This window comes from Ignavibacteriota bacterium (assembly GCA_016218045.1).
Taxonomy (GTDB): domain Bacteria; phylum Bacteroidota; class Ignavibacteria; order SZUA-365; family SZUA-365; genus JACRFB01.
Genome location: JACRFB010000021.1, coordinates 32,890 through 47,319, shown reverse-complemented (window position 1 = coordinate 47,319; position 14,430 = coordinate 32,890). Strand labels below are relative to the sequence as shown.

Annotated in this window: 10 protein-coding genes; all 10 read right to left on the bottom strand. The window is 60.8% G+C overall.

The window, feature by feature from the left end:
- Window positions 1-139 precede the first annotated feature (139 nt).
- The 10 genes from HY962_06710 to HY962_06665 all read right to left on the bottom strand — a co-directional run bounded on the left by HY962_06710 (window position 140) and on the right by HY962_06665 (window position 14,317).
- The gene (locus HY962_06710; protein ID MBI5646606.1) at window positions 140-922 is read right to left on the bottom strand and encodes an endonuclease/exonuclease/phosphatase family protein; all 783 of its coding nucleotides are present in this window, start codon (window positions 920-922) and stop codon (window positions 140-142) included.
- 461 nt (window positions 923-1,383) lie between these two features.
- On the bottom strand, window positions 1,384-3,768 hold the full coding sequence (locus HY962_06705) for an endonuclease MutS2 (protein ID MBI5646605.1): 2,385 nt from the start codon (window positions 3,766-3,768) through the stop codon (window positions 1,384-1,386).
- The gene (locus HY962_06700) at window positions 3,768-4,220 is read right to left on the bottom strand and encodes a GatB/YqeY domain-containing protein (protein ID MBI5646604.1); all 453 of its coding nucleotides are present in this window, start codon (window positions 4,218-4,220) and stop codon (window positions 3,768-3,770) included. Before HY962_06700 ends, HY962_06705 begins: the two co-directional genes overlap by 1 nt.
- Window positions 4,221-4,652: 432 nt before the next feature.
- Window positions 4,653-5,372, bottom strand: coding sequence for an N-acetylmannosamine-6-phosphate 2-epimerase (locus tag HY962_06695; GenBank protein ID MBI5646603.1), 720 nt, complete (start codon window positions 5,370-5,372; stop codon window positions 4,653-4,655).
- A complete protein-coding gene (locus tag HY962_06690) occupies window positions 5,369-6,076 on the bottom strand; it encodes a hypothetical protein (protein ID MBI5646602.1) in 708 nt (235 codons plus the stop codon). Before HY962_06690 ends, HY962_06695 begins: the two co-directional genes overlap by 4 nt.
- 36 nt (window positions 6,077-6,112) lie before the next feature.
- Window positions 6,113-9,178: a preprotein translocase subunit SecA gene (gene secA, locus HY962_06685; protein ID MBI5646601.1), complete on the bottom strand. Its 3,066-nt coding sequence runs from the start codon at window positions 9,176-9,178 to the stop codon at window positions 6,113-6,115.
- Between the two features lie 71 nt (window positions 9,179-9,249).
- Window positions 9,250-9,552 carry a hypothetical protein gene (locus HY962_06680; GenBank protein MBI5646600.1) on the bottom strand — a complete coding sequence of 101 codons (303 nt, stop codon included), beginning with the start codon at window positions 9,550-9,552 and terminating at the stop codon, window positions 9,250-9,252.
- A gap of 719 nt (window positions 9,553-10,271) precedes the next feature.
- On the bottom strand, window positions 10,272-11,783 hold the full coding sequence (locus tag HY962_06675; protein ID MBI5646599.1) for a hypothetical protein: 1,512 nt from the start codon (window positions 11,781-11,783) through the stop codon (window positions 10,272-10,274).
- Window positions 11,784-12,268: 485 nt separating this feature from the next.
- On the bottom strand, window positions 12,269-12,610 hold the full coding sequence (locus tag HY962_06670) for a hypothetical protein (protein MBI5646598.1): 342 nt from the start codon (window positions 12,608-12,610) through the stop codon (window positions 12,269-12,271).
- A 534-nt stretch (window positions 12,611-13,144) separates the two neighbouring features.
- Entirely contained in the window at window positions 13,145-14,317 is a 1,173-nt protein-coding gene (locus HY962_06665; GenBank protein MBI5646597.1) for a hypothetical protein, read from the bottom strand.
- Between the last annotated feature and the right edge of the window lie 113 nt (window positions 14,318-14,430).

Below are 14,430 nucleotides of genomic sequence, written 5' to 3'. Positions count from 1 at the left end.
GGTTGATCGTCAAACGTGGGCTGTGTACGTTGCTGCATAGCAAGCCTCCGCGAGGTGTGGATGTTTTTGGGCAAACAGAAATCTAAACACCACGTGCGAGGCTTGCTATGTTAAACATCGGGTCTCTCCCGCTGTCCCGCTACGGGCTGAGGGTGCAGATGGCGAGTACGGGAAAATGATCCGAGGGCCAAAGCATGCCGCAGGAGCTGCGGATGATCTGCGCGGCGTGTGCGCGGATGTGTGGTGAGGCAAGGAGGAGATCGATGCGCTGGCTGCGCTCCTTGCCGCTGTATGCGTGATAGGTGCCGCTTGTCTCGTCCGGATGCAGGGACGCGTACATGTCGTACAGCAGCGGATCGGCTGTGCCTGGAACGCGCGCGGCCAGTATGGACGTCACTGCCGCGTTGGCGGGTCCGGCGTTAAAATCTCCGGCGACGAGCACATGCGCGGCGCTTCCGCGTCGCGCGATGCGTGCGAGCAAGGCGGCTGCGCTTTTCTCGCGCGAGGGCTGCGATTCGTGGTCGAGATGCACGTTGTACACGGTGATGTCGTTGTCGCTCTGCTCGTCGTGCAGGAGCACGAATGTGCAGATGCGCGGAATGCCGTTCCCCCAGTGCTTCGAGGCGGGCACGTCGGGTGTGTCGGAAAACCAAAAGGTGCTGTCGAATCGTTTTTCGAAACGCGCACTGCGGAACAGTATGGCCGCGTACTCCCCTTCCGTCTTGCCGTCGTCGCGTCCCACGCCCGCTTCCGCGTACTCGGGGAAGGCCGCGCGGATTTCGTCGAGCTGTCCGCGCAGCGCTTCCTGCAGACAGAGTATGTCGGGCCGTGTGTCGCGCAGCACGCCGAACAAACAGTCCTTTCTGTTCCACCACGACTGCTCTCCGTCCGGCGCAGTGCCGTAGCGGATGTTGAAAGTCATTATTCTGATGCTGTCTGCTTCGAATGAGGGTGCGTGTACTGGCACGGTCGGCGTGAGGAGACAGGAGGATGGAGACAGGAGACAGCTTGACAGACTGGCATGATGCGCGCGTGCGGCGCTTGGATTGTTGTGCGCCACGGAGCAGTGATTATTCCGGGCTGCAGGACTCACAGACAGCAGCACCACGAGCAGTACAGGTATGATAATGGAGTAACGCATCCTGTTATCCTATTCTCATTGAGGGTTGCTCAGAAATGTATGTTTACCGAGCTGAAATGCATCTAACACCCAAGGGACAGATGTGAATCAAGAAATCAATCCTTCAGTTTGTCTCCTATCTCCTATCTCCTGTCTCCAGTCTCCAGTCTCCTATCTCCTGTCTCCAGTCTCCTTTCTCCTGTCTCCAGTCTCCAGTCTCCTATCTCCTGTCTCCTCACAGGATCAATATCAACACCGTGCACTCAATCCTTCAAAAACACAACGGTCACGCCGGTCGATCCTTCATTCCACTCGCCGAGGCGGTAGTCGGCCACGAAGGGAAGATCCTTCAGATAGTCGTGCACGCGTTTGCGCAGCGCGCCCGTGCCCTTGCCGTGAATGATGTCCACGCGTTTGAAGCCGGCGGAGTACGCCTCGTAGAGATAGGTGTCGAGCGCGCGCACGGCGTCGTCGCCATACTGGCCGCGCAGATCGATTTCGTTGCGCGGACGCGATTCGGGCATGGCCGTGGCCACACGTTCACCGCCCTTCTTTTCCTCGACGGCAACGAGTGAGCGCAGTTCCACACGCATCTTCATCATGCCGAAAGCCACGGTCGCATAGCCGTCCTTCGGCCGGTCGAGCACGGTTCCGCGCGACGAGGGATTGTCGCGCATCGCGACGGTGTCGCCCATCTGTATCACACCCGCGCGCTGCGGCGCTGCGGACTTCTCCTGTTTCTGCTGCGGATCGGGCGCCGGTTTTTCGGCTGCGACACGTTCGCGAAATGTCGCAACACGTTCGCGGGCCTGTCGCACGGTTTCCTTTTCGGCCTGCGATTCACGGATGTCGCGCACGGCGCTCTCGATGGCCGCGTTCGCGTCCTCGAGCAGGGTCTCGGCCTCCTCGAGCGCGGCCTGTTTCACGCGCCGCGCCTCGGCCTTGAGCGAGGCGACTTTGTCCTGATATTCGGTCAGCAGGGCCTCGTACTTCTGTTCGGCGCTGCGTGCCGCGCGAAGATGCTCGTGGAGTTCCTGCGACTTCTTCTCGACCGCGCCGAGCAGATGCTCGAGCGCGTCGCCGCGCGTGCCGAGCAGTTCACGCGCGCGTTCGATGATACGCGGCTCCATGCCGTGCCGCCTCGTGATCTCGAACGCGTAGCTCGAGCCGGGCAGTCCGGCATGAAAGCGGTACGTCGGTTCAAGCGACTGCATGTCGAATTCCATCGCGCCGTTCACCATGCGCGGATGTTCATGCGCGAAGGCCTTGAGCATGCCGTGATGCGTGGTCGCGATCACATGTGCGCCGCGCGCGGTGAGCGCCTCGAGTATGGCCGCGCCAAGCGCGCTTCCCTCGGCGGGATCGGTGCCCGTGCCTATTTCGTCGATGAGCACGAGACTGCGCGCGTCGGCCGCCGCGGTGATGGCCGCAAGACGCCGCACATGCGAGCTGAACGTGCTGAGGTCGTTCTCCACCGACTGTTCGTCGCCGATGTCCACATACACGCCGGAATACACCGGGAAGGCGCTGGTCTCGTCGCAGGGCACGGGAATGCCGCACTGCACCATCAGCGCAAACAGTCCCACGGCCTTCATCGCGACACTTTTGCCGCCCGCGTTCGGTCCGGTGATCAGCAGTGTCGTGGCCTCGTGGCCGAGTTCGAGATCGAGCGGCACAACGGCGTCGTGTTTTTTGTGCAGCATGAGAATGGGATGGCGTCCGCGGCTCACGACCAGTGGACCGCCGGGCGACACGCTCGGGAAGGACGCCTGCACTGCGATGGCATACCGCGCGCGCGCATTGATCGCGTCGAGCTGCCCGAAAATCACGAGCGCGTCGAGCATCGGCGACGACTGCGGACGAAGCCGGTCGGTGAGTTCGGTGAGTATCTTCGCCACCTCACGCTGCTCGGCGAACTGCAGGTCGCGTATCTCGTTGTTGAGATCGAGTGTTTCGGTCGGTTCGATATAGACGGTCTGCCCCGTCGCCGATGTGCTGTGGATGAAGCCCTGCACCTGGCGCTTGTGTTCAAGCTTGACGGGCAGAACCATACGTCCGTCGCGCAGGGTCACAAGCTCTTCCTGCACGAGTTCGTCCTCCGACACGCGCTTGAGTATCACCTCCATGCGGCGTCGAAGTTGTCCCGTCTTGTCGATGATGTCGCGGCGGAGCTGGCGCAGTTCCTTGCTGGCCGTGTCCTTCACGCCCCCCTCCTCGTCGACCACGCGGTCGATGTGGAATTCGAGCACCTTGTCCACCACGAGCTGCGCGGCGAGCGCCGCAAGCATGGGCGCGCGTTCGGCGCGGCGCGTCTGGAAGATGTTCAGCTCGCGGAAGGCGGTGAGCGCCTGCAGGATCTGGCGCAGATCCTGCGAGGGGATGCTGCTGCCCGGAATGCCGGCGCGGTGCAGCGCGGCGCGGCAGTCCTCGATCTCGGCGAGCGGCGGCGGATCGTCGGCGTCGAGCAGCGCGCGGTATTCGCGCACACGCTCGAGTTCGTCGTACACTTCGGCGGGGATGGGTGAGGGTTCGAGCGCGGCCACAGCCTCGCGGCCGTACACCGTGCGGGCACCCGCGGCGATTTTCTGGAGAATGAGATCCAGTTCGAGTTTTGCGGCCGCGTCGCGGTACGGATGTGTGTCCGGCACTACACGCCTCCGAGCAGGCGCCGTATCATGGCCTGCACCGCCGCGCCGTCGGCACGTCCCTTCACGGATTTCATCAGCGGACCCATCACCTTGCCGAAGTCCTTCATATCGGCCGCTCCCGCGGCGGCGATCGCCTCCTTCGCCAAGGATTCGAGTTCCTCGCTCGTGAGCTGCTGCGGCAGGTAACGGACGATCACCTCCAGCTCGGCCTTCTCCTGCTCCGCAAGATCGTGCCTGCCCGCGCTGCTGTACGATTCGATCGCCTCGCGCCGCTTCTTTGCGGCGGCGGTCAGCACGGCCAGTTCATCGTCCTCACCCAGCACGGTGCCGATCTTTTTCTTTTCCACCTCGAGTATCGCCGCGCGTATCGTGCGCAACGTTTCGAGTTCCGTCTTGCGACCGCCTTTTAATGCGGCTTTCATATCGTCGTTTATCTTTTCTGAAAGGGTCATTGGAGGAGCTGGGAGATAGGAGTTCGGATCTGGTAGAAGGATCTAGGAGATAGGAGTTAGGATCTGGTAGAAGGATCTAGGAGATAGGAGTTAGGATCTGGTAGAAGGATCTAGGAGATAGGAGTTAGGGTATAGGAGTGTCTGGAAGGGAGCATTGTCACGCTGAGCTTGTCGAAGCGCGACGGGACTGGGGACTGGGAACTGGGTAATAGGAACTGGGAACTGTGTAATTGGAACTGGGAACTGGGTAATTGGAACTGGGAACTAGGGAGCGGAACAGCCACGCTGTGTCACGCTGAGCTTGTCGAAGCGCGACGGGACTGGGAACTTGGGACTGGGTAGTTGGAACTGGGAACTGGGGACTAGGGACTGTGTTCAACATTCAGCCTTCGACACTACTATCTCCTATCTCCTTCTACCAGATCCTAACTCCTAGATCCTAGCTCCTGCCTCAGCGTTGTCGAGGAAGGATTTGACGGCGTTGGAATACATCTGTGTGATGACGCGGGGGCGTGTGATGGCCGAGCCGACAACGACGGCATGGGCGCCGACGTGCAGTGCGTGGACGGCGTCTTCGGGCGTCCAGATACGGCCTTCCGCGATCACGGGGATGATGAGCGACATCGAGAGTTCGTGAATGAGCTGGAAGTCGGGCGTGCGATAATCCTTCACCACGGTGCCGGGCGTGTAGCCCGAAAGTGTGGTCGCGATAAAGTCGGCTCCGGCCTCGGCGGCCTTGACCCCTTCACGGAACAGCGCAACATCCGCCCAGAGCGGCTGATGGAAACGTTTGCGCGCCTCCTCGAAAAACACGAAGCCGTCCATGCCGTTTGGCCTGCGGCGCTTGGTGGCGTCGATGGCCACGATGTCGGCGCCGGCAGCGAACAGGGCCTCGACGTCGGGGAAATCGGGCGTGATGAGTTCGGCCTGATCGCCGTACTCGCCCTTCGTGTACGCGATGATCGGGAGCGACGTGCGTTTGCGCAGCGCGCCCACGGTCGCGGCGCCCTCGACGCGCAGCGCCGTAGCTCCGCCCTGCTCCGCGGCCTTCGCAAAGGCGAGCATGAGATCGAGCGGCGCGAGCGGATCCGATTCGTCCACGTGCACCGATACGATGAGGCCGTGTGGCAGCAATTCCCGCGCGTCTCTCATGGCAACACTCCACCGAGCAGTTTTCCGCAAAAAAACACAAGCGCCGCGACTCCCGCAAGCACCGGCAGCACACCCGCGGCCGCGCGTGCCGGACCTATGCCGTACACACCCGGCGCGCGCACGAGCAGCGCGGCCGACCAAAGCAGAAAGGCGCCCTCGAGACCGAGAAGAATCCAGAAGGCCGCGGGCTGCAGCATCCACGGGTAGGGATTGGCGGAGAAGAGATACCGCCCGAAAATGCCGAGCTGCACGGGCAGCAGCACCAGCGCCGACAGCGCGGCGGGAAACAGCGCGTATGCCACCAACGGCATCAGCGCGCGGAAACGCGCCTTCGGCAGCGCGCCCTCGGGAAGCAGCAGGCGTAGGACGTACGTGGCGGCCGTCCACAACAGCATGCCGAGCGGGGGTCCGGCGAGGAACACGCCGAGAAAGAGCAGTCCGAAGTGCAGGTCCGTATCCCCCGCCCCGGCGGCCGCCGCGGCGCCGGCGAGGAATAACGGACCCGTAGCTCCGAATATTCCGACCACGTAGTTCTTCTGCTCGCTGCGCGCCACACGCAGGAAGGCCTCGCGCGGACTCTCGATCACGGCCCACAGGGTCGCGAAGAGGTTCAGCGCGGGCACGCGGTCGCGCACGTACGCGCCGCACGCGGCACAGCGGAGCGCAAGCTCCGAATTGTCGGCACCACACACGGCGCAACGCACGGTGTATCCTCCGGTCTCAGCCGCCGCGGCGCATGGTCACTCCGCGCCGTGGCATTTTTTGTACTTCTTGCCGCTGCCGCAGGGACAGGGGTCGTTGCGGTCGGGCACCTTTTCCTTGCGCACGGGCGCGCGGCGTCCGGCCTGCGCCTCGGGGGCTTCGAGCTGGCCGGGCATCGCCTCGCGGTTGCCGCTGTAGCCCATGCCCGTCGTCTCCTGATGCGAGGTCACCAGATCCTGCGCGCGCGGCGCGCTGGGGCGGCGCATCATCGGTTCCTGACTGACGGGATAGAGGCGGAACACCATGCCGAGCACTTCCTGGTTGATCATCGCGGTCATCTGCACAAACAGCTCGAAGGCCTCCTTCTTATACTCGATGAGCGGATCCTTCTGGCCGTACGCGCGCATGTGTATGCCTTCCTTCATGTCGTCCATCTCGCGGAGGTGCTCCTTCCAGCGGATGTCGATCACCTGCAGCATGGCCATGCGCATCAGACTCTGCATCAACTGCGGACCGAGATCCTTCTCCTTGCGCGCGAGGAAATTCGCGGCCTCGGTGCGGATGATCTCCTGCAGTCCCGCCTTGCCGCTCACGTCCAGCTTGTCGCGGTCGAAGGGCAGATCCACCACGAGATTGCGGCGCACTTCCTCGCGGCACTCGTCGAGCGTGCCCTCGTCGTAATGCCTCTCGGCCAGATCCTCGGCGTACTGGTCGAGCATGTCGAGGATCTCGTCCTTGAGGTTCTCGCCGATCAGCGCCTGGCGCCTGCGCGCGTAGATCACGGTGCGCTGCTGGTTCATCACGTTGTCGTACTCGAGCAGCCGCTTGCGGATGCCGAAGTTGTTCTCCTCGACCTTCTTCTGCGCGCGCTCCACCGACTTGGTGATGAGCGAGTGCGAGATCACCTCGCCCTCCTGCACGCCGAAGCGGGTCATGGTTTTCGCGATGCGCTCGGATCCGAAGAGACGCATGAGATCGTCCTCGAGCGAGATAAAAAAGATCGACGCACCCGGATCGCCCTGACGGCCCGAGCGGCCGCGCAACTGGCGGTCGATACGCCGCGCCTCGTGGCGCTCGGTTCCGACGATCAGCAGACCGCCCGCCTCGCGCACGCCCGGACCGAGCTTGATGTCGGTGCCGCGGCCGGCCATGTTGGTGGCGATGGTGACGGCGCCGGGCAGACCCGCGTTGGTCACGATCTCGGCCTCGCGCTGATGCTGTTTGGCATTGAGCACGTTGTGCGGGATGTTCTTGCGCTTGAGCATGCGCGAGATCGTCTCCGACACTTCCACGTTGGTGGTACCCACGAGCACGGGCTGCCGGTTCGCGCGGCGGTCCTCGATCAGATCGATCACCGCGTTGTACTTCTCGCGCTTGGTTTTGTAGACCTGGTCCTCGTCGTCCCTTCTCACGATGGGTTTGTTGGTGGGGATCACCACCACGTCGAGTTTGTAGATCTCATAGAATTCGCCCGCCTCGGTTTCGGCGGTGCCGGTCATGCCCGCGAGTTTTTTATAGAGACGGAAGTAGTTCTGCAGCGTGATGGTGGCGAGGGTCTGCGTGTCGCCTTCCACCTTCACGTTCTCCTTCGCCTCGATGGCCTGATGCAGGCCTTCGGAATAGCGGCGGCCCGGCAGGATACGTCCGGTGAACGTGTCGACGATCATGATCTTGCCGTCCTGGATCACGTACTCGACATCCTTCTCGTAGAGGCAGTAGGCCTTGAGGAGCTGATGCACGGTGTGGATGCGGTCGCTGCGTTCCGCGTAGATCTTCTGCAGGCGGTCGCGTTCGCGCTGGAATTCCTCGGTGCTGAGGCCCTTGCCTTCGAGCATGCTCAGTTCGGTGGCGAGATCGGGCAGCACGAAGAAGTCGCTGTCCTCCTTCGACGGCGCGAGGAACTCGCGTCCCTTTTCCGTGAGGTCGACGGTGTGGTTGTTCTCCTCGATGGCGAAGTAGAGTTCCTCGATGATCTCGGGCATGCGCCGCGCGTTGTCGGAGCGGTAGAAGTTCTCGGTGCGCTGCGTGAGGGCCTTGTATTCCGGCTCGCTGAAGATCTTGAGCAGTTTGCGGTTCTTCGGCAGGCCGCGCTGCGCGCGATACAGCAGCACGCCGGCCTCCTCTGTTTTACCCGCGGCCAGCAGGCGCTCGGCCTCGGCGAGGATTTTTGCAACGAGGGCGTTCTGCGCGTTGACGAGGCGGTCGACACGCGGTTTCATTTCGTCGAACTTGTGATCGGTGTCGCCGATTGGACCCGAGATGATGAGCGGCGTGCGGGCCTCGTCGATGAGCACGGAATCGACCTCGTCCACGATGGCGAAGTGATGCGGCCGCTGCACGAGGTCGATGGGATCGATCACCATGTTGTCGCGCAGGTAGTCGAAGCCGAACTCGTTGTTCGTGCCGTAGGTGATGTCCATGTTGTAGATCTCGCGGCGCTGCTGCGAGTCCATCCAGTTCTGGATGCAACCGACGGTGATGCCGTGGAAGTTGAAGATCGGGCTCATCCACTCGCTGTCGCGTTTGGCGAGGTAGTCGTTGACGGTCACGACATGCACGCCCTTGCCCGCGAGCGCGTTGAGGTACAGCGGGAGCGTGGCGACCAGAGTCTTGCCCTCGCCCGTCGCCATTTCGGCGATCTTGCCCTGATGCAGCACGATGCCGCCCACGAGCTGCACGTCGAAGGGCACCATCTCCCACAGGAGTTTGTGACCGACCACGTCGAACTCGGTGCCCACGAAGCGGCGGCAGGTCTCCTTGACGACGGCGTAGGCCTGTGTCAGGATGTCGTCGAGCGTGTCCTGAATGGTTTCGTGCAGATCCTTGTCGAGTTGTTCGATGCGGTCGTGCAGGGCGCCGCGGTCGAGATCGGCCGAGTCGTCGCTCTGCAACTGCGCGCGCAGCGCGGCGATTTCCTCCTCGATCTCACGTGTATCCTCGGCGATGCGTGCGCGGAACTCGGCGGTTTTGCCGCGCAGTTCATCGTCGGTGAGGGACTGGTATTCTTCGAAATAGGTATTGATCTCGTCGACGAATGGTTCGATAAGCCGGACGTCGCGATCGGATTTTTTCCCGCCAAACATCTTGGCGATGAAATCGAGCATGGCGAAATTCCTCTAAGAAAAAGAGTGACGCAGGGAACGTGAAAGACGGGGTGTCTGCTGCAGAGGAAACGCTATGCGGATGCGGGCGCGCGAATCGGGCGGCAGGCCAGCGCCGCCTCGCGGAACTCCCGTGCCGGCGCCTCGACCACGGAATAGCGGTCGATATGCGGCTTCGGAGCCGTGTCGTGCGCGGGGCGCGGCGGTATCGCCACATTGTGCGAGCCCGATCGGAGCGGCAAGATGCGGCGCAGCAGTGCTGTCGCCTCCACACCATGACTGGCCTCCTTCAACACGAGCAATCCGGTCACTGCCAGCGGCTCGCCCTGATGGGCGGCGCTGCAGAGAAGGGACAGTATGAAGAAGAGATTCGTCATGAGGATCGATGCCGTTTACCGTAATTGTGGAAAATACTGCTCATTGCGGTTGGAACAAAACGTGTCACTGTGTCACCGTGTCACAAAGCACAGGAGGAACGGAGGAAACGGAGGTTTTATAAACGCGTGTTGCCTCTCTGCCGTTACGCCACGTGCCGTTCCCGCGGGCCGCGCTGTCGGTACGTGTTACGTGGATACGTGTTACGTGTCACCGTATCACAAAAGCACAGGAGGAACGGAGGAAACGGAGGTTTTATAAACACGTGTTGCCTCTCTGCCGTTACGCCACGTGCCGTTCCCGCGGGCCGCGCTGTCGGTACGTGTTACGTGGATACGTGTTACGTGTCACTGTGTCACTGTGTCACAGCACAGGAGGAACGGAGGAAACGGAGGTTTTATAAACGCGTGTTGCCGATGTGCCGTTGCGCCACGTGCCGTTCCCGCGGGCCGCGCTGTAGGTACGTGTTACGTGGATACGTGTTACGTGTCACTGTGTCACTGTGTCACTGTGTCACAGCACAGGAGGAACGGAGGAAACGGAGGTTTTATAAACGCGTGTTGCCGCTCTGTCGTTGCACCACGTGCCGTTCCCGCGGGCCGCGCTGTCGGTACGTGTTACGTGGATACGTGTTACGTGTCACCGTGTCACAGCACAGGAGGAACGGAAACGGCGTACACGCGGTACTGCCCGGCATGCTCGAGGACTGTCGGGCCGAGGCCTAGCGCAGCACTATAAAAGGGATGCTCTTCGACCCCGATTCGGTCTGCAAAACCAACCGGTACGATCCGCCGGAATACTCGTGTGTTGAAAACACGAAACTGCGGTGCGATTGCGCCAACTCGCCGTTGTATAGAACAGCGACCTCCCGCCCGAGCAGGTCATGCACCGACACACGGACGTGATCCCCGGTGTTGGTTGTCATGGTGATCCGCGCTGAGCCGTACACCACACTCGGCGAGATTTCTATTTGGCTGTCAGTTGGACTTGGCGAAGTTTCATCCGCGGTCGAGACACGCCCATCACCCGCGACATGTGTGTAATAGACATCCCAGTCATTTTTTCCTTTATGCCCATCACCCCACAGGACATGTGCTCCTCCGTTCGCGTCCGACACAGCAAATACGGGTTCCTGGTCTCCTTCAACATCACACAAGGGGCGGGCTTCTGCGCCCCATAACTTCCTCCCATTTCCGTCGAGCCGCTGCATGTAGATGTCGGATTCGTACACAACAGAATCTTTTCGTGCGTATCCGGTGTACCAGAGAACAATGACACCGCCTTCATTGTCTCGCACCAACTGCGGCCGTCCGTTCCACAGACCCATCCACCCGGACGCGAGCTGAATTCCACCCGCTCCCCAAAGGTTCCGCCCTTCTTCATCAATCCGTTGTACGCGCAAATACGATTGTTGAATGGGATCGTCGATGGTACCGGTGTACTCGTACCACGCGATGAAATGGCCGCCTGCGTCGTCGGGAAGCATCACGGCCTGATGGTTGATGTAGGACGACTGATATAGTAGCACTCCTGCGGTGTCCCATAGACGGCTCCCCGCGGGCGAAAATTTCTGAACACGAAGCCGATTCCGGTGAGGCTCCTCTGTCGCAAGCACCACGATGTTTCCCAGGCCGTCAACGCTCATACTCTCGCCGAAGGTCTCCACCCAACGACACATAAGGCGGCCAGTCGGAAACCAATGTATGCCGTCGGAACTGACACGCTGTATCCATGTGTCCGGTTGAATCCATTCGGTCCCGCCGCCGGGTGGGTTCTGGTCGAAGTACATGATGTAAACACCACCGTGCCCGTCCGGCGCCATCGAGAGCACATAGGTTCCATTCCCCTTTGTCTTCGTAGGGACCGGGAAACCGTCTGATCCCCATCCACGTGTACCACCCGCATCGATGCGATCAACAGTCAATCCCGCTCTCGTCTTTGCCGTAAAAATCCCGTCGCGGCCGTCGTTGCAGGCCGCGAACCAAATATTTTGGGGCAATATACCCTGAAATGAACGCTCGAGGCTCCAGATCCGTGCACCCCATGAATCGAATCGCTCCGCGTGCCAGACACTATCTCCGCGGTGCGCGAAGGCACCGACAAAGTCCTGCCCTGTGGCCACAGCGATAAACGAAATCCCTGATGCTGCTCGTGGTTGGACGTCCTCGGTCAATTCCACACCACCCAGCGGCAGTTGAAACATCCCGTCCGACCGGACGCGTTGCATATACATGACGTCTCGAACAAGAAACGAGGTATCACTATCCGCCTTCTGGTCGTTCCAAAAAAGAAGACACGACCCGTCAGCGTATCCGAGTATTGGTCGGTTGAACCAGTTCGTTCTGTCGATAGATTGTTTCCCCGGTCCGACACTCACTGGTATTCCACATTTGGCTGATGCCTCGTCCTGCGCGCTCAATTCTCCAGCGGCCCCAACAATGCAGAAAAATGCGATCCAGATGCTTCCAATCACTCTACGTGTGGACATCACCTGCCTCCTCATGAATGTGCGTTTGATGGATGAATGCCGTGTCATCTCTACCTCGTCTCTCGTTCCCAACCACGACGTGCCTGAGAGTGAAGCTGCCCTTTCACGTCTTAGAATACATAGCTGACAATTCTTTCGCAACCATCCTGACAACGATGTTGTACCTGCCTCCCGTCTCCTCACTCACATCGAATAGATCGATCTACCAACTACCATCTACCACCTACCACCTACCCAGCTACCAACCTCACCCCCAACAACACCAACCCAATCACCATCAACGTGCCGAAGAAACGAAACGTATACCTCGTCCAGTGCTCGGGGAGGAAAGTGTCAAACGCATACCCCTTCTCGGCGCCGTATCGGACGGCCATGGTGGTAAGCGGACATGTCCTGCCGTTGCCGAGGAAGACAACCGACTCCCCCGCCAGCAGCCCAAGCGAGATCCACAGCCAGATGCCGCTGTAGCCCGTGATGCCCGCCACAAGCAGAACAACGATGGCCGCCACCATCACGATATATATCGCGGTGTGTATAAATCTGACGAGTGCCAGTGCCTGAGGATTTGTCATGCGTATGATCCACATCGAATTCAGTAATGCGTTGGAAGAAGTCACATATCACTTTGCGATAAAACCATTTTGCCACTCTACCACCTTGCCCTTTCCTCGTTCCCCCGTTCCGTCGCCCCTCGTCCGCCAGCGGCGGATCGGGTTGACACAGCTTTGCGGTGACACGTATCCACGTAACACGTTCCTACAGCGGCCGAGCCCGCGGGAACGGCACATGGCGCTACAGCATGGCGGCAACGCGCGTTTATAAAACCTCCGCTTCCTCCGTTCCTCCTGTGCTTTGTGACACGTTCCGTCGCCCCTCGTCCGCCAGCGGCGGATCGGGTTGACACAGCTTTGTGGTGACACGTATCCACGTAACACGTTCCTACAGCGGCCGAGCCCGCGGGAACGGCACGTGGCGCTACAGCATGGCGGCAACGCGCGTTTATAAAACCTCCGTTTCCTCCGTTCCTCCTGTGTTTTGTGACACGTTCCGTCGCCCCTCGACAAGCTCGGGGTGACACAGTTTCCTCTTCCCCCTTTTCCACCTTGCTACGATAACCACCCCGCGGCCCTGTCAAATACATCGTCGAAGCACCGGTTCACATCGTCCTCCGCTGCGCCTTGTAGTGGAAAGGGCACAACGTGTGTGTACGGATACGGGAAGTCCAGCACATCCACGGTGCAGGGGATATCGCGCTGGTCGCCCTGCAGGGTGTTGATCACTTCGATGGGCGGCACCACCTCGTCGTTGTGCAGGGCCACCGCGTGAATGCGCGCGCCGCGTTCGCGCAGCCATTGCTCGCGCTGTGCTTTGTGTTTCTGATAGCTGAGGAGCATGCGGAAAACGGGACCGGCGTCATGCGCCTCACTCAGGTAATGCGCGATGCGCGGATCCAGGCGCTCCTCGGCCTCGAGTCGTACGGTGTAATAGGAATACAGCGCGATGGTTGCGTCGCTGTCGAGGATAAAACGCGAATTGGGCGCCATGCGGTCGAGCGTTGATCCGCCGCAAAAGAGAAAGGCGCGGCTGGCGTCGAAGTGTTTCCCCGGATTCGCGAGCAACAGTATTTCGCTCAGGAAACACCCTATCGAATAGGCGAAGATATCGTAGCGCGCACCGGGCGCTATGTGCAGATGTGTGTCATGTTGGATGTCTTCGATCAGGGAGACGACGTCGTACAAGGTCTGCAAGCCGGACCAGAGGAGCCGCTGCGGCCGCGTCTCGAGCCGTGTGCTGATGGCCGCGTTGGCGAAGGACGCATTGACGAGCGCGGGAGAGCGGCCACGGCGTAAGGCCGACACCGCGTTCATCGGACGCGGCTCGCCCCATGCGGACGGCGCGCGGTTCATGTGAAACGCCAGCGGGAAAAGAATCACGGTCTTCCCTGTTCGTTCAACAAGCCGGTAGGCCCAGGGCAGATACTTGTCCCATGAGCGTTCGTTGAGTCCGTGAAAGAACAGGATCACGTCCTCGGCGCGCGCGGCTCCTTCCTTGGAGAAGATGGTGTATTCGAATTCCCTGTTCTCGCGTATGTCGATATCGCCGTGGTTCAGCGGATCAGGATACGGAAGCGCGGCATCACTATTCCGGACCTGCGGGTCCTCTGAAAACTCCACCCCATGTTCGCGGCATCGATACGTGGCGGCGCCGGGCAGCAGATCCCACGCCGTCGAGGTGAAGCGCGAGCGGTGTATCGTGATATCCGATCCGGGTATGGACACCGTCGCACCGGACTGTGCGAAAGATGTTTGAAGGAGACTATGGATGGTGTGGTAGGTCATGAATCACAGATCGAGTACCGCTCCCGAGAGTTTCATCCATGCATCACCGTGAA

Bases quoted from the DNA above. Each gene is read 5' to 3' on its own strand.
- HY962_06700 (MBI5646604.1), bottom strand. From the start codon at position 4,220: ATGACCCTTTCAGAAAAGATAAACGACGATATGAAAGCCGCATTAAAA.
- HY962_06675 (MBI5646599.1), bottom strand. From the start codon at position 11,783: ATGTATATGCAACGCGTCCGGTCGGACGGGATGTTTCAACTGCCGCTG.
- HY962_06695 (MBI5646603.1), bottom strand. From the start codon at position 5,372: ATGAGAGACGCGCGGGAATTGCTGCCACACGGCCTCATCGTATCGGTG.
- HY962_06710 (MBI5646606.1), bottom strand. From the start codon at position 922: ATGACTTTCAACATCCGCTACGGCACTGCGCCGGACGGAGAGCAGTCG.
- secA (MBI5646601.1), bottom strand. From the start codon at position 9,178: ATGCTCGATTTCATCGCCAAGATGTTTGGCGGGAAAAAATCCGATCGC.
- HY962_06670 (MBI5646598.1), bottom strand. From the start codon at position 12,610: ATGACAAATCCTCAGGCACTGGCACTCGTCAGATTTATACACACCGCG.
- HY962_06680 (MBI5646600.1), bottom strand. From the start codon at position 9,552: ATGACGAATCTCTTCTTCATACTGTCCCTTCTCTGCAGCGCCGCCCAT.